This is a genomic window from Nodosilinea sp. FACHB-131 (genome assembly GCF_014695395.1).
GTDB lineage: Bacteria > Cyanobacteriota > Cyanobacteriia > Phormidesmidales > Phormidesmidaceae > Nodosilinea.
On the sequence record NZ_JACJOF010000003.1, the window covers coordinates 112043 to 135895 of the forward strand.

Consider the following 23853-nt stretch of genomic DNA (forward strand, 5'->3'; position numbering starts at 1 on the left):
ATGCACACCATGCCAACTCTCCTGCGCTGGACAATGACCCTGCCCTTGGCGATCGCCTTTGTCTCGCCCGCCCTGGCCAATCCGGCAGCCCCCCGGCAGGCCGAATCCGTCGTGTCGCTCTTTTGCTACATGGTCACCACTAACGGCCAGGTGCGCGACCTGTCATCGCTCTGCGGCAGCTCTACGAATGCCACCCCTCAACCAGTGGTTCAAAACACCGAGCCCTGCTATTTCTTAGACAGCGATGGCAAACCCTGCACGGCAACGGGTAGACCCGTCTTTAGCAATTAGCGCTATTGGCCTGATCGTTTAGGCTCCAGTCGTAGGGCAGGTAGCGGATTTCGGTCAGAGCCGACAGGGGTGAACTCGGGCTCAGGTACGTGCCGATGTAGTCAGGCACCGAGGGGGCAACCCGTAAGAAGTCTTCGCCGTACCACTTAAAGATCATGCTGCAGTAGAGCACTCCGGTCTCGGCGTCGTAGCGCACCTTGTCGGGATTGTGGATGAAGCGGTGGGCGTCGGTTTCGAGTTGGGCTTCTACAATATCGGGCCAGTAGGCTTCATTGCGCAGAATCGGGCAACCCCCCGAGGCACAGACCAGGGCAAAGTGCGTGCGTGGCTCTTTGAACTGGGGGCGCAGCAGGTCGTGTTCCAGATTGTTCAAGCTGACGGATTTGCCGTCGAGCCCGTAGAGAGCGCGGCTGAAAAATCGCCAGAAAGCCAGCCAGTTGGGGATCCCCAGCACCTTGGGTAAAATCGAGTCGATGGGGTAGCGCGCCAGCACCTGCTGAATGGCGAGGGCGTTGTAGAGGTTGATGATCAGAGCCAACGATTCTTCAGAGGTCAGGCCATCGCGGCTGTCGGGCAACGAAGTCAGCCAGGCGTCCAGATCGGGAGCAGCCTCGCGCTGCCAGCGGGCGTAGTTAACCCGACCCTGGTCATCGACGTAGGTCTGAAGCAGCGTATTCCAGGGGGTAAAATTCACCATGCCCATCTCCTGCGCCTGACGCGTAATGCCTTATGTTCTCAATGCCAACCCCGACGGTGCCACTGCGGACCCTAGCGCAAGCCTTGGCCTGGTGGGCCGTAAGCCGCTGGGTGCAGCGGGCGTTTCCGGGAGTGCCAACTCTGACGACTCAACAGCTAGCCGAATGGTTAAGCCAGGGCAGAGCACCTTTCCCTATTCTGCTCGATGTGCGCGGAGACGACGAGTTTGCCGTTAGTCACTTGCCGGAAGCCCACCGCGTCGCCAGTCTAGAGGCGGCACTGGCTCTGGGGTTAGACCGAGGCCAGCCCATCGTGGCCTACTGTTCGGTGGGCTATCGCTCGGCCCGACTAGTGAACCAACTGCAAGGACTGGGTTACACCGAGGTCTATAACTTGGCGGGGTCTATCTTTAAGTGGGCTAATGAGGGGCGATCGCTGGTTAGCCAAAGCCAGCCCGAGCCCCAAGTGCATCCCTACAACGCCATTTGGGGAGTATTGCTCAAGCCTGGTCTTGCCTCCCCCCTAGCCAGAGATGGGGAACAGTCCAGGGATGACAGCGTTCTCTAAACGCCCCTGCTGACGATGCGCTCCCACTGGGGTAGGTCGGCGGGATAGTCAATGTCGGTGAGGGGGGTCAGCAGTTCCACGGTGAGACCTTGGGCAGTGGCGATCGCCAAAGTTTGCTCCAGTACCCGATCGGTGCCCCAGTCGATGTCCTGGAATAGGGCAGTCTCTAGCTGCCGCAGCCCAATCAGGTAGTAGCCGCCGTCGGTGGCGGGGCCAATCGTCACATCGACCCGCTCTAGCGCCTGGAGAGCGGCGGCTAAGTGATCGACACCCAGAGCGGGGCAGTCGCTGCCAATGGCGATCGCCCCAGGGCGGCCCAGCGCAAAGCTTTGGCCAAAAGCGGCGATCAGGCGATCGCCCAGGGAACCTGAGCTTTGGGCGCAATAGGTAACGGCACTGCCCAACCAGTCCTGCATCTGCGCCAGATTTCCCCCAGCAAAGTGAACCTCCACCGCCAGGGGCAAACGCTGGGTCGCTGCCGTCACCTGGGTGAGCACATGCTCAGTCATCTGGCGCTGCAGCGTCGCGGCCCCCTCCGGCCCCAAATGAGGAATTAGGCGAGTTTTGGTGAGTCCGGGCTCTGGGTAGCGAGTAAACATCAGCAGGCCAAAGGGCCTCTCTCCAGCGCTGGCCTGTGGTCGAGCCATGGTGAACCTGCCCCTGCGGTATTGGTGCTATTTATCATGGGCCACTATTGTTCCAGGCGCCAACCTGGGGCGATCGCAGGTGACGCGCTATCAATAGTTTTTCGTAACCCAATAACTAATCTATAGAACAAGCCTTAACCGGTCGAGTAGCGGCAGCAGACCAGCGCCCTGATGTACACCAACAAAAAGGCGCGACCGAGGTCGCGCCTTGATGCATCGGTTCCACCGTAACGAGGGGAACCTGGTAGATGCATTAGCGAGTCGGCACGTTGCCGGGACGCACCGTGATGGTTTGCTCGCGACCGTCGCGTCGCAGAGTCAAAGCCAAATCCTGGCCAACGGTCGAGCCCTCCACCGCCTGCTGGACAGCGGCACTTTCCTTGACGGGCTGGCCTTCCACCGCCACAATCACATCACCTTCGCGCAGGCCACCTCGGGCTGCGGGGGAGTTAGGCATCACCTGCACAATCAGTACGCCTTCCTCTTCCTCCACAGTGAAAGGCCGGTCGGGGCTATTGTTGATGTTTTCCTTCACCTCAGGCGACAGATTCGCCATTTGAATGCCAAGGTAGGCATGCTCCACCCGGCCGGTTTCGATCAGCTGGGCGCTGATCCGCTGCACAGTGTTAATGGGAATGGCAAAACCAATACCCTGCGCTCCTTGAATGATGGCGGTGTTGACGCCAATTACCTCGCCGTTGAGGTTGAGCAAAGGACCGCCGGAGTTGCCGGGGTTAATGGCGGCGTCGGTTTGAATAAATTCAACCCGCTTGTCGGGCACGCCCACCTCGCGGCTAGAGCGACCAGTGGCGCTGATGATCCCAGCGGTAACTGTACTGTCGAGGCCCAGCGGGTTGCCAATGGCGATCGCCCACTCGCCCGTCTGCAGCTGATCTGAGTCGCTAATGGATACGGTGGGCAGGTTGTCAGCCTCAATTTTGATCACGGCCACGTCAGTCACCTGATCGGCCCCCAGCACCTCGCCGGTGAAGCTACGACCGTCCGTCAGGGTGACCTGCACCTCGTCGGCCCCAGCCACCACGTGGGCGTTAGTGATAATTTGTCCGTCGGCAGAGGTAATGAAGCCAGAGCCCACGCCCCGCTGCACTTGCTCTCCTTGCGGCATCTGCATGTTGCCAAAGAACTGCCGGAAGAACGGGTCTTGGAACATCGGCGGCAGGTTGGTTTGCACCGTGCGGGTCGCGTTAATGCGAACAACCGAGGGTTCTACCTGACGCACGATGTCGGCGATGACGTTGGGGTTAGACACCGAGGGCGCGATCGCCAGACCGTTCTGAGCAACACTGCTCCGGGGTTGGCTTTCTTGAGCCTCTGCCTCAGGGGCAGCTGAATCGCGATCGCTGTTCCAGAAGCCGTTATCCCAAAAGACATCGGTCGTGGTCGGCTGGCTGTTGCTCGAAGGCTGCACCAGGGCGCTGATGGCCTGGCCGCCGACAGTGGCAATTCCTGCCCCCAACATCACCAGGGCTAACGACTTCGCGGCGGGCCGCACACTGCGCCCAGAACCCCGCTCAGAACGCTCAGAACCATCCTTCTCCATTGCTGTTACCTCGTTTATATCTCGCATGTTTACAACAATAGAGTTATGGTATGGCGCGGCAATGGCGGGCGGGTGGCGAAGCTGTGACACTTTGGCCCGTTTGGCTGTGACGATTTGGCGTAGGGGGTATGGGGTATAGGGTTGAGGGTGTAGGGGTTAGGGAATAGCCTTAGACCCTAGACCTTAAACCTTGCCCCAAGCCCTCTAGTATTTGATGCCGTCGCGGTCCTTATCCTTTTTGGGCACGTTGGGCGCGGAATGTTTGGCTACAAAATCAATAATCTTGCCCGCCACATCTATGTCGGTAGCCTTTTCGATCCCCTCTAGGCCGGGCGACGAGTTGACCTCCATCACCACGGGGCCGTGGTTGGAGCGCAGCAGATCTACCCCAGCCACCCGCAGGCCCATGGCCTTGGCGGCGCGAATGGCGGTGCTGCGTTCCTCGGGGGTGAGGCGCACGCGGCTGGCCGATCCACCCCGGTGCAGGTTGGAGCGAAACTCCCCTGGCGCCCCCTGGCGCTTCATGGCGGCCACTACCTTGTCGCCGATCACAAAGCAGCGAATATCCATGCCGCCCGCTTCTTTGATAAATTCCTGCACCAAAATGTTGGCGTCGAGGCCGCGAAAGGCCTCAATCACCGACTTGGCCGCCTGCTGGGTTTCGGCCAGCACCACGCCAATGCCCTGAGTGCCTTCCAGCAGCTTGATCACCAGGGGAGCACCGCCGACGATATCGACGAGGCCGTCAATGTCTTTGGTGGAGTGGGCAAAGCCGGTCACCGGTAGGCCAATGCCTCGACGGGCCATAATTTGCAGCGATCTGAGCTTGTCGCGTGATCTGGAGATTGCCATAGAGGTGTTGGCCGTAAACACCCCCATAATTTCAAACTGGCGCACCACCGCCGTGCCGTAGAACGTGTTTGACGCTCCGATGCGGGGAATCACCGCATCAATATCAATTAGGGGTTGGCTTTGATACATCACTTTGGGCTGGTGGGAGGTGATGTTCATGTAGCAGCGCAGGTGGTCAATCACCTGTACTTCGTGGCCACGTTCTTCCCCCGCCTGCTTCAGTCGCCGCGTCGAGTAGAGGGTGGCATCCCTGGATAAAATCGCAATTTTCATGACGCTTCTAGGAGTCATCCTTGGGGGTTGTGCTTGGGGGTAGATGTCGGCAAAGGGGTTTGTTCGGGCAGGGGTTGCAGGTACGATCGCCCCGGATCCACCAAATAGCGACGGCGCACCGCCTGGCGACCCAGCAGCATGCGAAAGCCCATGTCGTCGCGATTGGTCAGCGTCAGCTCAATTGCCCATACCGCGCCGCCTACCTGCACCAGGGTTTCAATCACCGGTCGCAGCTCTTCCTGCCCTCCTGAGTTGCGCACCATGCGCTCCTCTAGCAGAGTGGCCTCGGCGGTAACAATATAGTCGTCATTGCGCTGGATGGGATGGGCGTGAAAGCGCACCATAGCCCTGCCTGCCTGCTCAAAGCGCTCCACAGCAAAGGCATGGAGAGCCGATGACCGCGCTCCGGTATCAATCTTAGCTTTGATGACCTGAACTCCCAGCGTCGGCAGGGCTATCCACTCTCGCCAACCAATAATTGCAGCCGTTGCAGCACCAGAACGCATACCACCTCTGAGAGCATAACAGGACAGGGGACGGTTTTAGCCTAGGGGCTCCCCGTCTGGGGAAGAGGGGTCAAAGGCTGGTCTGGCAGCGGGTCTGGGGAGTCGCTCGCCGGTTCAGGATTGCGATCGGGTAAATTTTGCAGGCTCTCGGGGGTGAGAGTAGCCAGCAAGCTCAGCAGGTAGGGCTCACCGCCGAGAGCCGCCGCAAAGGCGGGAGTCAGAGCGGGCTGAAAACGCTGATCGCCCTCCAGGGTGAGCTTGAAATAGGCCAATCCCAACACCTGCATGTAGGACCACACCAGCTCGGGATTGAGTCCGACAAGCTCTGGCGGAATCGTGAGCGGCTGATCGCTCTGGGCGATATCCCCAATCGTCGAGAAATGAGTGCCTCGATTGATCAGCAGCAGGTAGCGATCGCGGGCGGTCAGCCAGGTAAAGGGCTCGATCTGTTCTGGAAAGGCGGGTGCCACCGTATCAGCCGTGCCCGCTACCACCATGATCGGCACCTCGATCTGGCCGTAGCCAGTGGGCCCAAACAGAGCGCTGCCGATGGGGTTCATCACAAACACCGACTTGACGCGGGGATCGCCCAAACTGCTGCCCGGGTTGCTCAACCGCGCCGCCTGACACTGCAACAGCAGCGACGGATTAAACGACAGCGTGCTGGGGGGGCAGGCCGTTGCCAGCCCCGCCTCATCAAAGCTCGCTCCGGTCAGGGCCAGGGCCGTATAGCCCCCAAAGGACTGACCAATCACCCCCACTCGATCTAGATCGAGCCGCCTGCGAATGGGGGAGGGGCTCTGGTTGAGCCGATCCAGAGTGTTGAGGGTCAGCGACACATCCCGCGGCCGACGCAAAAACTCTTCGTCCTGCACCACCGCGTCTGAGCGCCCCGCCAGCAGGGCATAGAGTTGCTGATCGTTGCTGCCGGGGTGCTCCAGGGTAGCCACCGCAATGCCCCCAGCAGCCAAATATTCCGCCAGATAGCTGTAGCTGTTCAGGGTGCCCCCCAGCCCGTGGGAGATCACCACCAGGGGAAACCCTGTGGCCGGTACCCCTGCTCGCCCCGGCAGCACCTCGGGCAGGTAGAGCTGCACCGGGCTGGGCAACCCCGGCACCACGACCTGAATGCGATCGACGCCGTACTGACGCTCGCTCTGCACCAGTTGCAGCAGCGCGTTGACATCGACTGGGTTGGCAGCGGCCTCGGCGGTGGCGATCGCCTGCACTTGGTTAAAGGCCGCCTCCGACTGCAAAATTGTCTGGTTGATCTCCTGGGCGATCGCCAGCCCCTCGATCAGGTCGATGCGCATGGCCTCGGTGGGGTAGGTCTTGAGCACGTTGACCAGGGTAAAGCCGCCCTCGGGGTCAGCAGCGGCCAAGATCAGAGCCCCGCGCAGGGCCTGCACGTTAGCTTGGCGCACGGGGGTTTGCACCACCCGACCAATCTGCTCCAGCAGCAGCACCCCCTGCTCGGTGTAGAGAAACTGGGCCACCGCCACCGGGCTCAGCCCCGCTGGGGTGCTCAACACCTCTCGAATTTGGCCGAGCTGCTCATCCGATATCTGAAGCTGTCGTCGATAGGCTTGCAGCTGAGGCGTGAGTTCGCCCGTGGCCGCAAACCGTTCTAAATCAGCGATCGGAATGGAGCGCTGCAAAATGCCGAAGGTCACAATCAGGTTTTCGGCAGCGGCGCTCGGCAGGGCCGTCGCCAGTGCCCCTAAAAGCCCTAGAGCCCAAGACAGCCCAAGCCGTCGCCAGGGGCGCGCGGTTTTCATAAAAGAAAGCATGGCAGGGCCTTTGCAGGTCACGGTGCGCAGAGAAGCCGCTAATGGAGAATAGCCACAGGCTGTGCTGAAATGTGGTCAAGCAGCCCTTCGCAGGCATCTAGCAGGAGCTCAATGACGTAGGTAAACCCTTCAGGGCCACCATAGTAGGGATCAGGAACGTCTTTGTCGGGGTGGGTGCGGCAAAAGTCACACATCAACCGCACCCGATCGCGATGTTGGCCAGCGGGGTCGAGGGCCAAAATATCGCGGTAATTTTGGCGATCCATCGCCAAAATGTAGTCAAAGCGGTCAAAGTCAACGGTGTCAAACTGGCGAGCGCGACCCACCAGGTCAAGGCCGTAGGCTTTGGCAGCTTGGGTCATGCGGCGATCGGGGGCACTGCCCACATGGTAGCTGGCGGTGCCTGCCGAGTCACACATCACCCGATCGCTCAGCTGCCGCTGCTCAATCAGGTGATTCATAATGTTTTCTGCCGAGGGCGACCTACAAATGTTGCCCAGGCACACGAATAAAAGGCGCGTTGTCATAGCACTGGCCGCCGAGCTTTACAGACCGGGCAGGTTGAGGCCGCCGGTCAGCACCTCCATGCGATCGCGCATGGTGGCCGTCGACTTTTCATAGGCGTCTTTCATGGCTGTGGCCACCAGGTCAGAGAGCACCTCCGCTCCTTCATTGAGGGCTTCGGGGGCAATGGTCACGCCCTTTGGTTCCTGGTTACCGCTCATGGTGACCTTGACCAGGCCACCGCCCGACTCTCCTTGGATCTCCATTTGTTCCAGCTCTTCTTGCAGCTGCTTGGCCCCTTCTTGAATCTGCTGGGCTTTCTTGAAGGCCTCAGTGAGTTCCTTCATCTTGCCTAACCCAAACCCAAATCCTTGACCTTGTGACATGGAGTTTCTCTCAAACGTACAGCGCGCTGGCGGCGTGAATCCTGTGGTGCCAATCAGCTATTAGATTCTAGCGCCCAGCGGCAAAATCTTAGAGTTTGAGAGTATTTCGTCTAAAAAAACCTCCTGTTGAGAGACGTGGCTCGGCCCAACGGGCTAGCTGCGTCGAAACTACAGATAGGTAGAGTAAGCGTCAGCTGATTGGGGCGCTTGCGAGCCTGGTATTTGACCAAGCTGGATTGTGGTAAGCTCTAGCGCCTGAAGGGTTTAGGATTTGAGGTATCGGGTTTGAGACAGGTTGTGAACCTGAAACCCTCTAAGTAGGGTTATCTACCCTTGGCCGGGGGTTGAGCTAAACCTTAGGCTTTATAAGTAGAGATACATTCGGTAGCCCGCGAGTGTGTCGCAGTTGCTCACGCTAGGGCTAAGCGCAGAACCATGGGATTTTTTGACTCAGAGATTGTTCAACAAGAGGCTATGCAGCTGTTTCAGGACTATCAGTCGCTGGTGCAGCTAGGGAGCGGCTACGGTAAGTTCGATCGCGAGGGCAAGAAGATGTACATTGCCCAGATGGAAGCCATGATGGAGCGCTACCACATCTTTATGAAGCGCTTTGAGCTCTCCGAAGACTTTCAGGCCCAAATGACAGTCGAACAACTCAAGACCCAGCTGGGCCAGTTTGGCATGACCCCTGACATGATGTTTCAGCAAATGCAGCAGACCCTAGAGCGCATGAAGGCTGAGATCGGGACATAGCCCCCAGCTAAGTCCATCTTTATTGAGACTGGCGGCTGGAGCATCTAGCGCCGCTACGCCGGTATGATAAGCCGCTTAGCTTGGGCCTCGCGCAACCTGCCCGGAATCTATATCCTGAGGAAAGCTGGAGTTTAAAGTTCTCCGTTAGGCGAGCTTTTCCAAAAAAGTTATTCACGCAAAGCATGGTTGGAATGCGCGATCGCACCTCAGAGTTAGCCACCATCCAGAGTGAGGTGCAGCAATATAGCCAGCTGATCGACGGGCTACTGCTCTATCGGTCGGTGTTCGATCCACCCGTGGGAGCGACCTTTCTGGCGCTGCTGAAAGCTTTAGAGTCGGGGAATGCAGCCCTTAGCTTGCGCGCCTACGGCACTTGGTTTCAGGCGCTGGCCGCTAGCGAAGCCAGTTGGAGTAGCTATCTGCTGCGGCAGATCGCCTACGCCGAGAACCCATTTACGCTTCAATCCCAGCGCACGGATTTTGCCCAGTTGCCTGGTCCTTTGGCAGAGGCCGCCCGCCATGATTTGAGCGCCCTTCAGGCGCTCTATCAGCTTGGTGGCGACACCGTGGCAGGGTGGGTGCAGGCGATCGCCCAAGTCCCTCATGCCCCGGTAGCCTGGGCCATAAATGAGATCATTCCACCGCCGCTGACGCTTCCTCAAGACGAGCCCTGGGCCGATGCCGTCGCCTCACTGGCTGCCCACTATCGCCGCCATGGTGCAGGATTGCTGGCCCAGTACCGCGCCTTTACCTGGCACCAGGACCAGCTCTGCGGCATTACTGACCCCGACCCCATTCGCTTAGGGAACCTCACCGCCTACGATCACCCCCGACAGCAGCTGGTGCAAAACACCCTGGCGCTGCTCAAAGGCTACCCAGCGCTTAACGTGCTGCTCTACGGCAGTCGCGGCGTGGGCAAATCGTCCCTGGTCAAAGCTCTGGTGAACGAGTACGCCGACCAGGGGCTGCGATTAGTGGAGGTGGCCAAGGCCAACCTGCAAGCCCTGCCGCAGATTGTAGGCGAGGTGCGATCGCGTCCCCAAAAATTTATCATCTTCGTCGATGACCTCTCCTTTGAGGACGACGACGACACCTTCAAAGCGCTCAAGGTAGTGCTAGAGGGCAGCACCACTGCCCGCCCCGCCAACGTGGTGGTCTACGCCACCTCCAACCGCCGCCATCTGGTGCGCGAATTCTTCAGCGATCGCCCCCGCCCCAAAGACCAAGACGAAGTGCAGTCGTGGGATACGATGCAAGAAAAGCTCTCTTTCAGCGATCGCTTCGGCCTTACCCTCACCTTTGAACCCGCCGACCAGCCCACCTATCTTGCCATCGTCCACCACCTGGCTCAGCAGGCCAACATTTCTCTCACCGAGGCAGACCTCACCGCCCGCGCCCTCCAGTGGGCCACCCGCCACAACGGGCGATCCGGCCGCACGGCGCGGCAGTTTATCGACTGGCTCACCGCAGATCTAAGTTTGAGTAAGCGATCGCCTTAGGCCCTGATCAAATCAAAGAGCTAAGAATCCTATGGATTGGGTGAAACGCAGTACAACTCAACAGCGGTAGGTCTTAGTAAGTGGCCCCAGCGCCTCACCCATCCACCCATCCACCCCCTTACCCATCCACTCCTCAACTCGGAGCAGGCACCCCATAGAGTTCTTCAATCAGCGCCAGATCCCAGTAGGAGGCCTCAATCTTGTGGCCGTCGAGGTCGCGCACAAAGCAGCCGTAGTAAGGCTCGCCGTAGTCGGGCCGGGGACCAGGGGGACCATCATCTTGGGCTCCGGCAGCGATCGCTGCCTCATAGAAAGCATGCACCGATTCTTTCGTGGGGGCGATGAACCCGATATGGGTGCCGTTGCCCACGGTAGCGGTCTGGTTGTCGTGGGGCACCCCGATCCAAAATTCGGGATAGACCTTGCCATAGGCGATCGCTCCAGGGTGCTCCATAATGCGCTTGCAGCCCAGGGTGGGCAAAATGCGATCGTAGAAGGCCACTGCCTTTTCAAAATCGTTGGTGCCAAGGGAAATGTGAGACAGAATGCTCGGGCTATCGGTCGCCATAGGAAAACCTCAGAATTCTGCGGTAGCAAGTCACCATAATAGTTCAGGCATACCAATCTCTTTCTGAAGTTAATTAACGTTGAAGGTTTAGTCGGAGCAGCGATCGCAGATAGCGTCGTACCCTTGCCCCACAAATTGAATGATGCAAAAGCCATTGCCAAAGGGATCGGACATAGGCGCAATTTTGCCCCAGGCAGTTTGCTGAATGGGTGACTCCTGTACCGCTCCTGCCTCCACGGCGCGGGTTGTCGTCGCTTCGATGTTCTCGACCACAAAATCTAAATGCACCGGGGTCCAATGGCGCTCAAATCGGCGCTGTTCGCTGGTCTGCGGCGACGTCTGGGAGCCCGCTTCTTTTTGCAGCAGAAAGATGCTCGATGTGCCGCCCACCAGCTCCACGATGGTGTCACCTAGGCGACGGCTGGGCTTCAGGTCAAAGGCATCGCCATAAAATTTTTCTGCAGCGGCCAGATCGTTAACATCTATATTGATCAAAACGTCCATAGCTGGATCACTCATACATCAGTAGAATGCGCTCTTAGTAGGTGAGCCCTGGGATTGGACAGCTCAAAATTAGCCAGAGCCTTTCATCAAAACGGTCAACGACCGATGCAGATTGCGCTGAGCCTGGTGCTCTAACCGTTCCTGAAAAAAGTTGGTGGTAAAAATTGCAGGTCGATTGAGAAAGCTCTGAAGAATCTCAGCCCGCTTTTGACAAAACACATCCTCAGGCACCCAAGCATACTCTTGCCGAATCTGAGCGTCGTACTGTGCAAAGCGATCCACTTCCGCTCCTAGAACAGCCAGATCAATGTCCACGACCAAGCCCATATCTACTGTGCTTGGTATAGCGTCGTGCTTTGTGGCCAGAATTAAGTCATGGACAGATCGCTGGAGTAAGTCTTCACCGCCCACACTATCGATTACCTGCACAGCAAGATCAGCGCTTTGCTGCTCGTTATCTGCTCTGTGCGTTTCGTAAACGGCATCGTGAAACCAGAGGGCAAGCTCTACCACTGCTGAGTTTTCGGCCAGATCGCCAGTTTGATCGCACCAGTCAAGGCATTCGATCAGGTGTTGAAGGGTGTGGTAAGCGCGCTGGGGTTCGCTGTAGCGATCGCACAACCCCGAAAGCACCGTCGGTTTGGGTACAGGCAAATTTAGCTTGTGCCAGAGGGCAGACCAACGAGCCGATATCACAGTTCTCAGCAGACCTAGGCCCAGTTTAGCCCAACTGTCTGTACCTAAAAACGTAAAAGGGGCGATCGCGCTAGCTGCGATCGCCCCCTGCGCCTTAGCCAGGAGCAAGCCTCAGAGGCTCAGCCTTAGCGCTTTTCGGTGCCCTGGTTAGGCGCACCCTCTGGGCCAGTGGCACTGGTGCCGCTTTCAGGCTTCGCGTTTTCTCCGGCGTCGGTGGCTTGGTACATGCCGGTATGACGTTGGCTTTCATCAATGGGGGTGTTATACCCATCGCTGGACTCAGGAGCTTGAGTCTTTTGATCGTTTTCAGTATTAGCCATAGTGGCGTTCTCCCAATGAAGTTATGTATGCATATTAGTCAGACCAGACCTTAAATTTGATCTCCCTAGAGATAGGGGTAAGGTAACTCCACAGAGAGAGATCAACCGGGGATCAACTCGTTTTGAAGGCTTTAAACCCATTCAAAAGTATTGTGCTCAGTGCATTTGAGCCCTAAATAAAACCTTGATATCAAATAAAAGAAGCGTGATGGGTCACGACCCCAGCGTAACTTTGGGAGCAGCCAAAACATTTGAAGTGAGGATATGACAACATCCCCAACGCGACAAAAAACTCCTAGCCCCTGGGTCCAGTGCTCAAAGCATAATCTCTAGCTATGCAGCACCATAGGCACACGGCTACGAAGGCATCACAGTCCGAGTTGGCACAAAGTCTCCCCTGTCGATCGCACCCAGCAGCAGCAGGGATAACTTGAGGGCTTCGGTGCGAGTGTCAACCTGGTGGGCAGCAGGCACGGATTGGAGCGCTCCGAGTTTTTGCAATCGGCTCAAAGTTTTGCCCCGCGCCCCCACCAAAAATACTGACCGTCCGGCGTATTGAGCATTCTGAATAGCGCTTTCTAGGGCCAATGCCGCCGTCACTCCTAGGTGAGGCACATCCTGTAAGTCAAGAATGAGCACATCGTGGTTAGCCATGGCCATCTGCTCTTGAGAAATGGCCCGTGCCACGCCAAAGATCATTGGGCCGCTGAGGTGAAACACTAGAATTCTCCCCTTAGCCTGATCCATCAGCGCCTGCTCTTCGGGGGTCATGGTCAGGTCGTCGTCAAAGTCGGTAATAGTCCTCACATCAGACTGAAGCTTGCTGAGTCGATCGATGGTGAGAATATTGGCAATAAACACACCGACCCCCACCGCCACAATCAAATCCACAAATACGGTGAGAAACATCACGCCATACATAATGGCCGTCCCCTTCCACGAGACCTGGTGGGCTCGCTTCAAAAAGCTCCAGTCCAAAATGTCGAAGCCGACTTTAACCGCGATCGCCGCCAGCACCACCAGAGGAATAACTTTGGTCAAGGGCGCGGCCCACAGCACCACCACCAGCAAAAGGCCCGCGCGCACCATGCCCGACAGCGCCGTTTTGCCGCCAGCCTGAATATTTACCACCGTGCCCATGGTAGCTCCGGCCCCAGGCATGCCCCCCAAAAAGCCCGACATCAGGTTGCCAATGCCCTGGCCGACCAACTCTTTGTTGGAGTCGTGCTGGGTACGGGTAATGCTGTCGGCGATCATGGCGGTCAGCAGGGTGTCGATACAGCCCAGCATGCCGAGCGCCAGACCATTCACCAAAATGGTTTGCACCTGACTAGGCTGAAAGGTGGGCCATCGCAGGGTCGGCGGCCCAGTAGGAAGTTCGCCAATTAACCGCAGCCCAGCGTTGGGGAATAGCACCAGCGCTAGCAGCGTGCCACCGACCAAGACCACCAGTTGCGGTGGCACCCAACGCTTAGACCGCTTGGGCATGAGAAATAGCACCGCCAGGGCCAACACTCCCAGGGCCACCTCCGGCGGGTTGAGGGTGCTCACCATCGTCGGCAAGTTAGCCAAGGTATTAACCACGCCGCCCCTAGGGGTGGCGTGGCCCAACAACGGCCCCAGTTGCAGAATGATCAGAAGAATGCCAATCCCCGACATAAAGCCAGAGATGACGGTGTAGGGCATGATCGTGATGTAGCGGCCCAGCTTGAGAAAGCCAAACAGAATTTGGAACGCCCCGGCCAGCATCACTACGGTAAAGGCCATCGCCATGCCGTTTTGGGGGTCAGCGGCGATTAGCTGAGCAATGACGGCGGTAAACACCACGGTCACTGGCCCAGTGGGCTCTGAAATTAGCGTCGGCGTGCCCCCAAACAGCGCCGCAAAGAAACCCACGATCACAGCTCCGTATAGGCCCGAAGCCGCTCCTGCCCCCGAGGCCACCCCAAAGGCTAAGGCCAGGGGCAGAGCAATCACCGCAGCGGTGACGCCGCCAAAAATATCTCCTCGCACATTACGAAAGTGAATGTGATTTGTGATGCCCATCGCAGCACCTAATTTTTTCATTTACTTTTGCAAATATTAAAGACTTTTTTCATGGGACAAAATCTATGGAAGAACAATAGCATCTCTATGTTAGAAAGCGATCGAGGCGCAATTAATCTTTCCGAAAGCGGTGAAAAGTTCTGGCAACCTTGCCTACTTGAAGACCGAAACTGCCCCTCATCCCTACCTCTTTCCTAGAAGGCGAGAGAGGTGGGGATGAGGGGCAGAACCACGGTTCTCAATGTGGACTTGATTTATGCTTAAAACCATAGTTTTCCCTTGAGATTGTCAAAAGAGCTTAGCAATCTCAAAGGAGTCCTGGGTTCTAGAGCTGAACAAAGGCTTAGGACAAAAAATGTCTGACCGTAGATAACCAAAATAGCTATTTACGGTCAAATAGTTAGAGCATAAGGTGTATCCACAGCCAGGCAATCTATACAATCTCCGAACTCATCTCAAGCAGCAATATACCGATTCATTGCCCACACCTCAAGCATCGCGCTTTGACAGCCTAGGAGTTGGGTTTGTTGCCCAGATGCAATACACAGTCTTACCCCCCTCCCTAGACCATTAAGACGAGATCATCCATAGAACCATTAGGCCAATATGCACTGGCTGACTGAAAGTGGTTTCTTTCTACAACAACCCTCGATAGCGAATAAACAGCAGCGTTATGGCCCAAGATCCTAGAGCTACCTTAAGCGCCACCAAAATATTCATCAGGGGAATGACGCCGCCGCTGAGCAGGGTGCCAAACTGGCCAGGGGGCAGCTCAATCCCCACCAGGGTCAGCACTGCCAGCACGATAAAAAATAGCACTGACACCTTTTCCCAGGCGGCGGCGTGCCAGCGTTCGTAGATAGCCTGCATCAATTCGGGTGAGGCCGCCGTAATCGCAACCAGGCCAATTGCTGTACCCCCTGCTACCCCTGCCGCAAACCCACCCCCCGGGCTAAGATGGCCGCGAATCGCTAACTCTATGCCCACCAGAGCGGCGATCGTCGCCCCCAGCCTGGCCAACACAATGGAGGGCCGATCGGTAAACCGGTGAAACGTAGCTACAGGAGTTTCATTGGCTAGCAGATACTTGCCTCCCATGATGGCGATGGTAAATACCACCACTTCAAAAATGGTGTCGTAGAGACGATTGCGAAAAATAATCCCCGACACTGCGTTGGGAATGCCGGTATCGGCGGCGATCGCATCCACCACCGCCAAGTCCACCCCAGCTACCACCGGGTCGGGCAAAATCAGCACCTTGATAAAGAACAGTACCCCCGCCACCAGATAAACCCAGATCATCCGTGCTCCTCCGTTAGAGTTGGGGTTTTGGGCAAAGGCGCGGCATCCTCAGGGCTATAAAGGCGGCTCTCGGCGATCGCCCCCGGCAGCTCAGCCGCAAAAATTTCGTACAGCCGCGGCACCCGGAGCAAGATGCAGGGAGCATCCCCATCGCTGTCGTAGGTTTGCTCTACAGCAGACGGTAGACAGATACCGTGAACCTCCTTAGCCGCTAAAGCCTGGTGCAGAGTGCGCTGATCGGTGTAGGACACTAGCTCTAGACGCAGTTGATAGCGCTTGAGCAGCGATCGCAGGTAATCGAGCAGCGGTTGCCCCTGAAGACTGGGCTTCATGCCCTCCTCCTGTAGTACCCCTAGCCGCATCACCAAGGACGATCGCACCGCCACCGCATAGAGGGTGACCGCTAGCATGGTGCCCACCAGCGCCTCGGTCAAAGCCACATCGGCCCCGCCCAACATGGCATAGATCAGCGCGGCCAGAGATCCCAAAATGCCCCGCATGATCAGCGCCTGGTAAGGGTTCGCCTGGAAAACCACCATCGCCGCCGACAGCGGCAGCAGCAGCACAATCGCGTAGACATAGCTATTGTCCACCGCTGACCTCCCGCCCCGTCTCATCGGTAGCGCAATAGGCCAACACATAGCCCAACACCGTGTTCCAAATCGCCAGAGACAGCAGGGCCAACACCAGCAGCGGCCACTCGTGGGGAATGCGCAGCAGTAGCCCTACCACGATCGCCATCGACCCCAGAGTATCGGCCACCGACAGCCCGTGCAGCTTGTAGAGCACCGATCGCCGCCCCAACAGCGGCCAAGTGCCCCAAAACCAAAACACTAGGCCAATGACAATACAGATATAGCTGAGGGTATTTATCATATTCAACTCCTAGTTATTCAAATTTTCCTAAACAATCAACCAGACATTAGCTGTCTTTCAAATCTATCTAATTCATCTTCAAACTATATTTCCATGTGCAAAACGAAAGACTCAATATATGACTCTTCCTCTATGAAAACAGCAATTTCATCTACCATTTCCGCAAAGCACTCTTCTTTCAAGTTGCTTGCCTGACTTTTCAGTCTCTCCGCAGTTTCTTTGATCTTGCTTAGTTCTTGGCGAGAAATTACAATGACCTCAAAATGCGCCTCTGTATTGTCATTGGATAATTCATAGACGATGCCATTGATTGCCCGGAAAGGATTTTGGGCGGGAGGATGAACATCTTGATCAGTGTCAGCCTGAATGCTTTTAGCCAGAAAAAAATCACCGCCAACTTTCAGATCTTTATAAAGTAGATAAACCCATTCAGGTACTCGGCATCCTGGAGCCCAATTCCATATTTCAGTTTCGACGTCGTCCAGCCAGCAAACCAAGCTTTTGAGGCCAGAATTAGGATTTTCAAACTTTTCAAAAGTTAATTCTTCCGCTTGTTGCTCAATCCAATACTCTGCATCGTCGCCCATCTCAATTTCTCCAGCAACTTAATTAGTAAATTAAAATCATGGAATAGCACTAAATACTTTTGTATTATCCCTCTATGGCATCGCTGAGGCGTTTAATAATGTGGGCCAGCAGCATCAGCGCCGCATTGCCCACGCTGAGAATTAGCACACCCACCACGCCGATCATCCAGTCATCCTGCAAGACCGCAATCACCAAAATCATCACCGAGGTTTTGGTGGCAATGCTGGCAAAGGCCAGCATTCGCTGCCAAATATCCTCATCGCGCAGCGCTTCAATCATGGGAATCAACAGCGCTCCAATCATCGCAATCAGCACCAGGGTCATGGCAGTTTCCCCCGCTGAATGTGGTGAACTTCGTACCAGCCGTGATTGTGGTAGCGCTGCACAATTGTTTTGGGCGTAAAGGTAATCAGAAAAATATCCAGGAAAATCAGGCTAGGGGTGCGCCGAGGTTTAGCCCGCTCTACGGTGACAGTTTCTCGATGGTGCGGGTAGAGCATGATCTCAAACGCTTCTTTATAGGACTGAGGAATTGCCACGACCACCTCCCAAAGCGTGCGCAACCAATCCTTCAGCAGGCCAGGATGTTTTTCTCGATGGGGCAGCAACAGGGCGATGCTCACCCCAATTAAAATGTTGGCCCAGCTGAGGTCGGCGGTGAGCAAAAACCACATGGTCAACCGCAAAATTATGTTTAGGTAGCCGGTCATGCAAACACCATGCCAAACAACACCATCAGCATCAAACTCATGATTCCGATCAAATGCTCGAACTCTTCTAGCACCTGGGGCAGCTTCACCACCACTCGCTGAAAGATCAGCCGGTAGGCCAGCCAGCCCAGCCCAATGGTCGCCAGAGGTTTAACAATATTCGTTAACGAATAGGCATCGTAATAAGCCACATTGGCCACCACCAGCCCCGCCAGCAGCAGCAGCACCGCTGGCCAAAACCCTCGCTTCACCGTTTGGGTTGGGTCTGGGCCTTGGGGCAAAAAGATAAACTTGGCAAAGGAAATGGCGGTGCCCAGGGCGGCAATATTCATGGCAATCACCTGCCAGGGCAGCAGGTTTTTCATGGTCAGCACCTTGGCCCCAAAGCCTGAGAGCAGCGGAAAGCCAGAAATTGAAAAGCTAGCGATCACGAGAGCCACCCAAATCGGGGTGCGGATGGGTTGACTGTGCAGCAGCTTAAAGTTGCGGCTCGGCAAAGCTCCGGCAATCAGAAACAAGGCTGCTTTCACCAGACCGTGGGTGAGCGCGTAGAAACCACCGACCTCGGGGGCTGCCAGCACAAACCCCATCTGCGACACGGTATGAAAGGCCAGCATACGCTTGGTGTCCTTTTCAAACACAGCGTAGGCGACCCCCAGCAGCGCCGTAGCAGCACCAAAAATCCGCACGATCGGGTCGAGTTCCTCCAGCATCAAAGCGATGCGCACTAGGGGGAACACCCCCGCCTTGATCACCACACCCGACATTAGCGCCGAAACCGGCGTTTCTGACTCGGAGTGGGTAAGGGGCAGCCACAGCCCCGAGATAAAGATGCCCCCCTTGGTCAGCAGACCCAAGAAAATTAGGGCTAGGGCTTCGGTCGGAGCCCCTCCCAGCGCCGAAAACGCAAAGGATTGGTTAGTTTGGTAGACCAGCGCCGCGCCTATCAGATAGAGCAGCATGGCAGTATTGCTGACAAACAGGTAACGCAGGGCTACCCATAAGCTGCGATCGCTGCGCGGATAGGCAATCAGCAAAAATGCCGCAATGCCGATCACCTCCAGCGCCACGTACAGGCTAATCAAATCGGCGCAGATAAACGCAGCATTGACGCTGCCGTGAAGGATGATGACCTGGGTATAAAAAAAGGTAGTTTTGCCGCTGTACCAGCAGTAAAGAATCACCGCCGCCGTCACCAGGGCATTGGTGAGAATGAAAAAAGCGCTGAGCTGGTCGGCCATCAGCGTAACGCCAAAGCTGTCGAGCAGCTGCCAATTGAACGGCGCAGCCAGCCAAAACAGTGCGATCGCATAGGCCAGAGACACCAGAGCAACCCCTAGAGAAAGGATGCGATCGCATTGGGGCAGCAAATAAATGCTAAAGCCCACAAAAAACGGCAGCGCCATCCACAGCATTGTCCAGAGCGTCATGGCCGATACTCCTGCTCAATCGCGCGGGTCTCCAGCGTCGGGTTATCCCGCGCCAGCTTCATCACCCCCACCAGCATCAGCGCTTGAATCGAAAAGCCAATCACGATCGCCGTCAAAATCACCGCCTGAGGCACCGGATCAGCGTAGGCTGCTGGAGGCGCACCGTTGACAATAGGCGTGTAGGTACCATCGTGAGCCGCAACCAGCAAAAACAGGGCAATCACCCCAGTGCTCATCACATCCATCGCGATAATTTTCATCACCAAATTTTCCTTCAGCAAAATGCCAAAGAAACCTAAAAGAATGGTGGCGTAAACACAGGCGTAGAGCATGGGTCTGAGGAGAGTAGGAGGGTGGGAAGTAGAAGGGTAGGAGGGTGTGGGAAAGTGCATGAGGCCGATCGCAGCAGCAAAAAGGCCCATTCGCAGAACAGGGGTTTAAACCGATGATCAATCAATCCTTTCCGTGAGGTCCAGGACGACGGAACGTCCTGGTTGATGGGGGTCTGGGGCCAGCAAAATGGCCCCAGCAGCAGATTTGGCTTAACCCCCAACTGTGCGCCGCCCAACCCCTAGGCAACAACTACGGGATAAATGCTAAGACGCCACATCAGCCGGTTCAGGCGCAGCCACCTCCGCGATCGTATCCACCTCACTGCCCTTAAATGCAATCCGCAAAAACGGCGGAGCCAAAAACGTCGTCGCAATCACCATGATGATAATCGCCGCCTCCAAAGGCTTTGTCAGCACCCCACTGGCCGAGCCGATGCCTGCAAACACTAGCCCTACCTCACCCCGCGGCACCATACCAATGCCGATCGCCAGACGGTTCAGCGGCTGCCCAAACGTCGTCCAGCCCGTGATCACCTTGCCCACGATCGCTACCGCCAGCAAAAACACCGCAATCACCAACCCTTCCCGGTTGGCCGCAACAGCGGGGTTGAGCACACCCAGATCCGCCTTGGCCCCCACCGTCACAAAGAAGATCGGCACCAAAATATCGGCAATGGGCATGACCTGGCGATCGAGTTCCTTGCGCTTGTCGGTTTCATCGAGCACTAGGCCCGCCGCAAAGGCCCCCAAAATCGCCTCTAGGTGAATCACATTGGCGAAAAAGGCCATCAAAAACGCGAAGGTAATCGCCGGAATCACCAGGTTGCCGCGGGTTTGCAGCTTGTCTGCGATCGCCACAAACGAGCTATTAAAAAACTTGCCTAAGAAAATTGCCCCCAACAAAAACCCCGTGGCGCTGATGATCAGATACACCACATTCATCACATCCACTTCGCCGGTCTTGGCCAGACTAGCTACTACCGCCAGCACGATGATGCCCAGCACATCGTCAATCACCGCCGCCCCGACAATAATCTGTCCCTCCGCCGACTTCAGCTGACCAATCTCCGACAGCACCTTCGAGGTGATGCCAATGCTGGTCGCCGTCAGCGCCGCCCCGGCAAAAATTGCCGGAATCGTCGGCACATGGAACAGCAGCATTAACCCCGCCGTGCCCAGGCCAAAGGGAGCAGCCACCCCGACCACTGCCACGATCGCCGCCTGGTAGCCCACCTTTTGTAGTTCTCGCAGGTCAGACTCCAGACCAATCTCAAACAGCAGAATGATCACCCCCAGCTCGGCCAGCACCGAGACCACCTCGCTCTGGCTGCGAAACACCTCAGTCACAGCCTCAGGGGTGAGCCCGCCCAGCCACTGCAACAGCCCCATCAGCTGAGAATCCGCTGCGATCGCCCCACTTTCAGGGAACACAATCAGATGTAAGGCTGACGTACCGACCACCACACCGGCCACCAGTTCTCCCAGCACCGGAGGCAGGTCTAACAGCTTAGAAATTTCGCCCCCTAGCTTGCTGGCCACGTAAATGACCACCAAGCTGAGCAGTACCCCGGCCAAGACCATAGAGCCGATCTCGGCTTCTGGGGTCGCCGCCACCAGAGGCGCCATCCATGAAGATCCTGACCAAAGCAGCCAGGGTGCAGAAACAGCATGAGACAACAGCATAGATACTTCCCAACCTTGCGTCAAAGACGATTACGACAGATTCAACCGAGTGTGGGTAGGCGGTTCCACCCGTCTAGAGACAGGGCCTCTGGACATGGTTTAACGGCGTGTTTTAACCGAAAGCGAGAGATGAGTTAAGAGCAAGAAAATTGGTCAGTCAATGACCGCTCCGTAGAGGCCTAAGGCCGCTCCAGCACACGAGACCACCCCAAAGGCCAGGGCCAATGGCAGGGTAATTACCGCAGCGGTAACGCCCCCAAACATGTCTCCGCGCATACAGCGGAAGTTGATCCGATTTGTGATGCCCATCACCAACACTTAATTTCCTTTATTGAGTTAGATAAATGATTAAGAATTTGGCATCGAGAAAAGTCTATGGAAGAACTGTATCATTTTTGCTTCAGAATCTCATCAAGGGTGTGATTGGTTTTTCTAATAGCACTGACAAGGCAGGGTTAGAGCCTCGTCAGCTATAGATAGAGCCAGGGAACAGACGGATAACTCATCCACTCCCTGGCTCTATGGCGTATTGAGAATTTGAGCTAGCCTAGGCTGCGGCAGCGACCTTTTTACGGGGAAAGAAGTGTTTGAGCTGCACAGTCGCTAGGGCGGTGACCAGGGTGCCGGCGGCGATCGCCACAATATACAGTCCCACATGCTCCACTGCGTTGGGTATCGCCAGCACAAAAATGCCGCCGTGGGGAGCCCGCAGAGTGCAGCCAAAGACCATCGATAGCGCCCCCGTCACCGCCGACCCGGCGATGCAGGCGGGCAAAATCCGCAGCGGATCGTTGGCCGCAAAGGGAATCGCCCCTTCAGTAATAAAGGAGATACCCAGCACCGAAGCCACTTTCCCAGCCTCCTGCTCCGCCTGGTTGAAGTGCTTTTTAGAGACAAAGGTGGCCAGGGCCAAGCCCAGAGGCGGGGTCATGCCAGCCGCCATCACCGCCGCCATCGGCGCGTAAAGGTTGCTAGCTAGTAGGCCCACCGCAAAGGTATAGGCGGCTTTGTTGACCGGACCGCCCATATCGACCGCCATCATTGCGCCGAGAATCAGGCCCAGCAGCAGGGCGTTGGTGCCGGTTAACCCTTCCAGGTAGGCGGTCATACCCTCCATAATGAACCGCACCGGACCCCCAAAGACGTAGACCAGCAGCAGCCCCACCACTAGCGTGGCGAGCAGAGGTATCACTAGCACCGGCTTGAGCCCCTCAAAGTTAGCGGGCAGATTCACCTTATCGCGCACAAACTTGGCGACATAACCGGCCAGAAAACCCGAGAGAATGCCGCCCAGAAAACCCATCCCCAGGTTGGCGGCCAGCATACCGCCGATCAGGCCAGGGGCAATGCCGGGGCGATCGGCAATGGAAAACGCAATAAAGCCCGACAGCACCGGCACAATCAGCGAGAAGGCTGCCCCGCCGCCGATCTGCATCAGCGCGTCGCCAAAGGTGCCCTCTGCAGGGTTAATCCCAAACACAAAGGACAGGGCGATGATCAAGCCGCCGGCCACAATCACCGGCAGCATATAGCTCACCCCCGTCAGCAGGTGCTTGTAGGGGCCAGAGCGGCTTTCGGAGCGATCGGCCTTGGCCCGGTTCACCTCGTCAACGTAGCTGCCCCCGCCTTTGCCCCCGCCAGCCACGGGCGCATCCATCGCCGCAGTCACGACGTCTGCCCCGTTGTGAATTGCCGCTTTAGTTGAGGTTTCGTACAGACGCTTACCACCAAAGCGCGACAGATCGACGTGGGTATCAGCGGCAATAATCACCGCCTCAGCGCGGGCGATTTCGTCATCAGTGAGGGCATTTTGCGACCCAACGGAACCCTGGGTTTCGACCTTAATGTCGTGACCCAGCTTAAGGGCTCCCTGTTTCAAGGCTTCAGCGGCCATAAAGGTGTGGGCGATGCCCGTGGGGCAAGAGGTAATGCCCACAAAGAACTTGCTGGCCGGGGCGGCTACTGGGGTAGCTACGGATCCTGTCTCAACTCCCCTATCAACGGTGAGCAGTTCCCCTGGCAATGGGTCGTGGGGGTGGGGCGTAGTTCTGATCGCCCCCAGGCTAGGGACTTGCCCCACCAAGGCCACAGCACTCTGCACTACCATCTCGGTGTTGCGAATCGCTTCGCTGGTGGAGACGGCGTAAACGGGTTTGCCGGCAAAGCGATCGCGCTCCACCGCCCCGTCGGCCCCCACAATCACCACATCGGCTTGCTGGATGTCGTTGGGGCTGAGGGCTGTGACGACAGCGCCACCCTGGGCCTCGGTCACAATCTCGTGGCCCATTGCTTGGGCCGTGCGCTTGAGGGCCTCCGCCGCCATCTGGGTATGGGCCTCGCCAGCGGTGCTAGCAGTAACGGCAACAATTTTTGTCATAGGTTTCCTACTGGTCTGTGAATACCTGATTCAAAAGCTTTTTTAAGAGGCGTAGGGTGGGCAATGCCCACCTTTTAAGTTCGGCAACAGTTCCTA

The 23853-nt window shown here is 56.8% G+C and carries 27 protein-coding genes and 1 pseudogene; 4 read left to right on the forward strand and 24 right to left on the reverse strand.

Going from position 1 to position 23853, the window contains the following annotated elements:
* Positions 1-9: 9 nt before the first annotated feature.
* Positions 10-291: a hypothetical protein gene (locus tag H6F75_RS00710; protein ID WP_190748249.1), complete on the forward strand. Its 282-nt coding sequence runs from the start codon at positions 10-12 to the stop codon at positions 289-291.
* Here H6F75_RS00710 and H6F75_RS00715 read toward each other — a convergent pair.
* A complete protein-coding gene (locus tag H6F75_RS00715) occupies positions 281-988 on the reverse strand; it encodes a DUF547 domain-containing protein (protein ID WP_190748251.1) in 708 nt (235 codons plus the stop codon). The genes H6F75_RS00710 and H6F75_RS00715 overlap by 11 nt on opposite strands.
* A gap of 41 nt (positions 989-1029) precedes the next feature.
* Here H6F75_RS00715 and H6F75_RS00720 point away from each other — a divergent pair, with 41 nt between their 5' ends.
* The gene (locus H6F75_RS00720) at positions 1030-1554 is read left to right on the forward strand and encodes a rhodanese-like domain-containing protein (protein WP_190748253.1); all 525 of its coding nucleotides are present in this window, start codon (positions 1030-1032) and stop codon (positions 1552-1554) included.
* On the opposite strand, the gene H6F75_RS00725 is transcribed toward H6F75_RS00720, so the two are convergent.
* The 7 genes from H6F75_RS00725 to H6F75_RS00755 form a co-directional block, all read right to left on the reverse strand.
* On the reverse strand, positions 1551-2201 hold the full coding sequence (locus tag H6F75_RS00725; RefSeq protein ID WP_190748255.1) for a TIGR04282 family arsenosugar biosynthesis glycosyltransferase: 651 nt from the start codon (positions 2199-2201) through the stop codon (positions 1551-1553). The genes H6F75_RS00720 and H6F75_RS00725 overlap by 4 nt on opposite strands.
* Before the next feature lie 253 nt (positions 2202-2454).
* Positions 2455-3762 (reverse strand): HhoA/HhoB/HtrA family serine endopeptidase, encoded by a 1308-nt coding sequence (locus H6F75_RS00730; RefSeq protein WP_242019555.1) that lies wholly within the window; start codon positions 3760-3762, stop codon positions 2455-2457.
* 204 nt (positions 3763-3966) lie between these two features.
* Positions 3967-4887 (reverse strand): 30S ribosomal protein S6--L-glutamate ligase, encoded by a 921-nt coding sequence (gene rimK, locus H6F75_RS00735; RefSeq protein WP_190748256.1) that lies wholly within the window; start codon positions 4885-4887, stop codon positions 3967-3969.
* A gap of 14 nt (positions 4888-4901) precedes the next feature.
* Positions 4902-5393, reverse strand: coding sequence for an ATP-dependent zinc protease (locus H6F75_RS00740; RefSeq protein ID WP_190748258.1), 492 nt, complete (start codon positions 5391-5393; stop codon positions 4902-4904).
* Between the two features lie 41 nt (positions 5394-5434).
* Positions 5435-7183, reverse strand: coding sequence for an alpha/beta hydrolase (locus tag H6F75_RS00745; protein ID WP_206754657.1), 1749 nt, complete (start codon positions 7181-7183; stop codon positions 5435-5437).
* Between the two features lie 38 nt (positions 7184-7221).
* Positions 7222-7710 (reverse strand): low molecular weight protein-tyrosine-phosphatase, encoded by a 489-nt coding sequence (locus H6F75_RS00750; protein WP_190748262.1) that lies wholly within the window; start codon positions 7708-7710, stop codon positions 7222-7224.
* 18 nt (positions 7711-7728) lie between these two features.
* Complete coding sequence (locus H6F75_RS00755) at positions 7729-8073, reverse strand: YbaB/EbfC family nucleoid-associated protein (protein WP_073611026.1); 345 nt, start codon at positions 8071-8073, stop codon at positions 7729-7731.
* A 435-nt stretch (positions 8074-8508) separates the two neighbouring features.
* Here H6F75_RS00755 and H6F75_RS00760 point away from each other — a divergent pair, with 435 nt between their 5' ends.
* Complete coding sequence (locus tag H6F75_RS00760; RefSeq protein WP_190631724.1) at positions 8509-8826, forward strand: DUF1825 family protein; 318 nt, start codon at positions 8509-8511, stop codon at positions 8824-8826.
* A gap of 191 nt (positions 8827-9017) precedes the next feature.
* On the forward strand, positions 9018-10325 hold the full coding sequence (locus H6F75_RS00765) for an ATP-binding protein (RefSeq protein ID WP_190748264.1): 1308 nt from the start codon (positions 9018-9020) through the stop codon (positions 10323-10325).
* A 133-nt stretch (positions 10326-10458) separates the two neighbouring features.
* Here the strand turns inward: H6F75_RS00765 and H6F75_RS00770 are convergent, their stop codons facing one another.
* The 16 genes and pseudogenes from H6F75_RS00770 to H6F75_RS00845 all read right to left on the reverse strand — a co-directional run bounded on the left by H6F75_RS00770 (position 10459) and on the right by H6F75_RS00845 (position 23757).
* Positions 10459-10893 carry a VOC family protein gene (locus tag H6F75_RS00770; protein WP_190748266.1) on the reverse strand — a complete coding sequence of 145 codons (435 nt, stop codon included), beginning with the start codon at positions 10891-10893 and terminating at the stop codon, positions 10459-10461.
* An 87-nt stretch (positions 10894-10980) separates the two neighbouring features.
* Positions 10981-11397 (reverse strand): VOC family protein, encoded by a 417-nt coding sequence (locus H6F75_RS00775; protein WP_190748268.1) that lies wholly within the window; start codon positions 11395-11397, stop codon positions 10981-10983.
* Positions 11398-11466: 69 nt separating this feature from the next.
* A complete protein-coding gene (locus H6F75_RS00780; protein ID WP_190748271.1) occupies positions 11467-12201 on the reverse strand; it encodes an N-methyl-D-aspartate receptor NMDAR2C subunit in 735 nt (244 codons plus the stop codon).
* A 17-nt stretch (positions 12202-12218) separates the two neighbouring features.
* Positions 12219-12413 carry a hypothetical protein gene (locus H6F75_RS00785; RefSeq protein ID WP_190748273.1) on the reverse strand — a complete coding sequence of 65 codons (195 nt, stop codon included), beginning with the start codon at positions 12411-12413 and terminating at the stop codon, positions 12219-12221.
* Positions 12414-12770: 357 nt separating this feature from the next.
* Positions 12771-14459, reverse strand: a complete 1689-nt coding sequence (locus tag H6F75_RS00790) for a SulP family inorganic anion transporter (protein WP_190748275.1) — start codon at positions 14457-14459, stop codon at positions 12771-12773.
* 636 nt (positions 14460-15095) lie between these two features.
* On the reverse strand, positions 15096-15761 hold the full coding sequence (locus H6F75_RS00795) for a Na(+)/H(+) antiporter subunit B (RefSeq protein WP_190748277.1): 666 nt from the start codon (positions 15759-15761) through the stop codon (positions 15096-15098).
* Positions 15758-16354, reverse strand: a complete 597-nt coding sequence (locus tag H6F75_RS00800) for a hydrogenase subunit MbhD domain-containing protein (RefSeq protein ID WP_190748279.1) — start codon at positions 16352-16354, stop codon at positions 15758-15760. Before H6F75_RS00800 ends, H6F75_RS00795 begins: the two co-directional genes overlap by 4 nt.
* On the reverse strand, positions 16344-16637 hold the full coding sequence (locus H6F75_RS00805) for a monovalent cation/H(+) antiporter subunit G (protein ID WP_190748281.1): 294 nt from the start codon (positions 16635-16637) through the stop codon (positions 16344-16346). Before H6F75_RS00805 ends, H6F75_RS00800 begins: the two co-directional genes overlap by 11 nt.
* 83 nt (positions 16638-16720) lie before the next feature.
* Entirely contained in the window at positions 16721-17224 is a 504-nt protein-coding gene (locus tag H6F75_RS00810; protein WP_190748283.1) for a hypothetical protein, read from the reverse strand.
* Between the two features lie 64 nt (positions 17225-17288).
* Complete coding sequence (locus H6F75_RS00815; protein ID WP_190748285.1) at positions 17289-17549, reverse strand: hypothetical protein; 261 nt, start codon at positions 17547-17549, stop codon at positions 17289-17291.
* Complete coding sequence (locus H6F75_RS00820; RefSeq protein WP_190748286.1) at positions 17546-17935, reverse strand: cation:proton antiporter; 390 nt, start codon at positions 17933-17935, stop codon at positions 17546-17548. The genes H6F75_RS00815 and H6F75_RS00820 overlap by 4 nt, the downstream gene beginning before the upstream one ends.
* On the reverse strand, positions 17932-19365 hold the full coding sequence (locus H6F75_RS00825) for a cation:proton antiporter (RefSeq protein ID WP_190748289.1): 1434 nt from the start codon (positions 19363-19365) through the stop codon (positions 17932-17934). Before H6F75_RS00825 ends, H6F75_RS00820 begins: the two co-directional genes overlap by 4 nt.
* Complete coding sequence (locus H6F75_RS00830) at positions 19362-19697, reverse strand: cation:proton antiporter subunit C (RefSeq protein WP_073611014.1); 336 nt, start codon at positions 19695-19697, stop codon at positions 19362-19364. Before H6F75_RS00830 ends, H6F75_RS00825 begins: the two co-directional genes overlap by 4 nt.
* Before the next feature lie 264 nt (positions 19698-19961).
* Positions 19962-21323, reverse strand: a complete 1362-nt coding sequence (locus H6F75_RS00835; protein ID WP_242019564.1) for a cation:proton antiporter — start codon at positions 21321-21323, stop codon at positions 19962-19964.
* A gap of 216 nt (positions 21324-21539) precedes the next feature.
* A pseudogene (locus H6F75_RS00840) lies at positions 21540-21689 on the reverse strand (SulP family inorganic anion transporter); the annotation flags it as partial.
* 238 nt (positions 21690-21927) lie between these two features.
* Complete coding sequence (locus H6F75_RS00845; RefSeq protein ID WP_190748295.1) at positions 21928-23757, reverse strand: PTS fructose-like transporter subunit IIB; 1830 nt, start codon at positions 23755-23757, stop codon at positions 21928-21930.
* Positions 23758-23853 lie beyond the last annotated feature (96 nt).

Bases quoted from the DNA above. Each gene is read 5' to 3' on its own strand.
- H6F75_RS00710 (WP_190748249.1), top strand. From the start codon at position 10: ATGCCAACTCTCCTGCGCTGGACAATGACCCTGCCCTTGGCGATCGCC.
- H6F75_RS00715 (WP_190748251.1), bottom strand. From the start codon at position 988: ATGGTGAATTTTACCCCCTGGAATACGCTGCTTCAGACCTACGTCGAT.
- H6F75_RS00720 (WP_190748253.1), top strand. From the start codon at position 1,030: ATGCCAACCCCGACGGTGCCACTGCGGACCCTAGCGCAAGCCTTGGCC.
- H6F75_RS00725 (WP_190748255.1), bottom strand. From the start codon at position 2,201: ATGGCTCGACCACAGGCCAGCGCTGGAGAGAGGCCCTTTGGCCTGCTG.
- H6F75_RS00730 (WP_242019555.1), bottom strand. From the start codon at position 3,762: ATGGAGAAGGATGGTTCTGAGCGTTCTGAGCGGGGTTCTGGGCGCAGT.
- rimK (WP_190748256.1), bottom strand. From the start codon at position 4,887: ATGAAAATTGCGATTTTATCCAGGGATGCCACCCTCTACTCGACGCGG.
- H6F75_RS00740 (WP_190748258.1), bottom strand. From the start codon at position 5,393: ATGCGTTCTGGTGCTGCAACGGCTGCAATTATTGGTTGGCGAGAGTGG.
- H6F75_RS00745 (WP_206754657.1), bottom strand. From the start codon at position 7,183: ATGCTTTCTTTTATGAAAACCGCGCGCCCCTGGCGACGGCTTGGGCTG.
- H6F75_RS00750 (WP_190748262.1), bottom strand. From the start codon at position 7,710: ATGACAACGCGCCTTTTATTCGTGTGCCTGGGCAACATTTGTAGGTCG.
- H6F75_RS00755 (WP_073611026.1), bottom strand. From the start codon at position 8,073: ATGTCACAAGGTCAAGGATTTGGGTTTGGGTTAGGCAAGATGAAGGAA.
- H6F75_RS00760 (WP_190631724.1), top strand. From the start codon at position 8,509: ATGGGATTTTTTGACTCAGAGATTGTTCAACAAGAGGCTATGCAGCTG.
- H6F75_RS00765 (WP_190748264.1), top strand. From the start codon at position 9,018: ATGCGCGATCGCACCTCAGAGTTAGCCACCATCCAGAGTGAGGTGCAG.
- H6F75_RS00770 (WP_190748266.1), bottom strand. From the start codon at position 10,893: ATGGCGACCGATAGCCCGAGCATTCTGTCTCACATTTCCCTTGGCACC.
- H6F75_RS00775 (WP_190748268.1), bottom strand. From the start codon at position 11,397: ATGGACGTTTTGATCAATATAGATGTTAACGATCTGGCCGCTGCAGAA.
- H6F75_RS00785 (WP_190748273.1), bottom strand. From the start codon at position 12,413: ATGGCTAATACTGAAAACGATCAAAAGACTCAAGCTCCTGAGTCCAGC.
- H6F75_RS00790 (WP_190748275.1), bottom strand. From the start codon at position 14,459: ATGGGCATCACAAATCACATTCACTTTCGTAATGTGCGAGGAGATATT.
- H6F75_RS00795 (WP_190748277.1), bottom strand. From the start codon at position 15,761: ATGATCTGGGTTTATCTGGTGGCGGGGGTACTGTTCTTTATCAAGGTG.
- H6F75_RS00805 (WP_190748281.1), bottom strand. From the start codon at position 16,637: ATGATAAATACCCTCAGCTATATCTGTATTGTCATTGGCCTAGTGTTT.
- H6F75_RS00810 (WP_190748283.1), bottom strand. From the start codon at position 17,224: ATGGGCGACGATGCAGAGTATTGGATTGAGCAACAAGCGGAAGAATTA.
- H6F75_RS00815 (WP_190748285.1), bottom strand. From the start codon at position 17,549: ATGACCCTGGTGCTGATTGCGATGATTGGAGCGCTGTTGATTCCCATG.
- H6F75_RS00820 (WP_190748286.1), bottom strand. From the start codon at position 17,935: ATGACCGGCTACCTAAACATAATTTTGCGGTTGACCATGTGGTTTTTG.
- H6F75_RS00825 (WP_190748289.1), bottom strand. From the start codon at position 19,365: ATGACGCTCTGGACAATGCTGTGGATGGCGCTGCCGTTTTTTGTGGGC.
- H6F75_RS00830 (WP_073611014.1), bottom strand. From the start codon at position 19,697: ATGCTCTACGCCTGTGTTTACGCCACCATTCTTTTAGGTTTCTTTGGC.
- H6F75_RS00835 (WP_242019564.1), bottom strand. From the start codon at position 21,323: ATGGCGCCTCTGGTGGCGGCGACCCCAGAAGCCGAGATCGGCTCTATG.
- H6F75_RS00845 (WP_190748295.1), bottom strand. From the start codon at position 23,757: ATGACAAAAATTGTTGCCGTTACTGCTAGCACCGCTGGCGAGGCCCAT.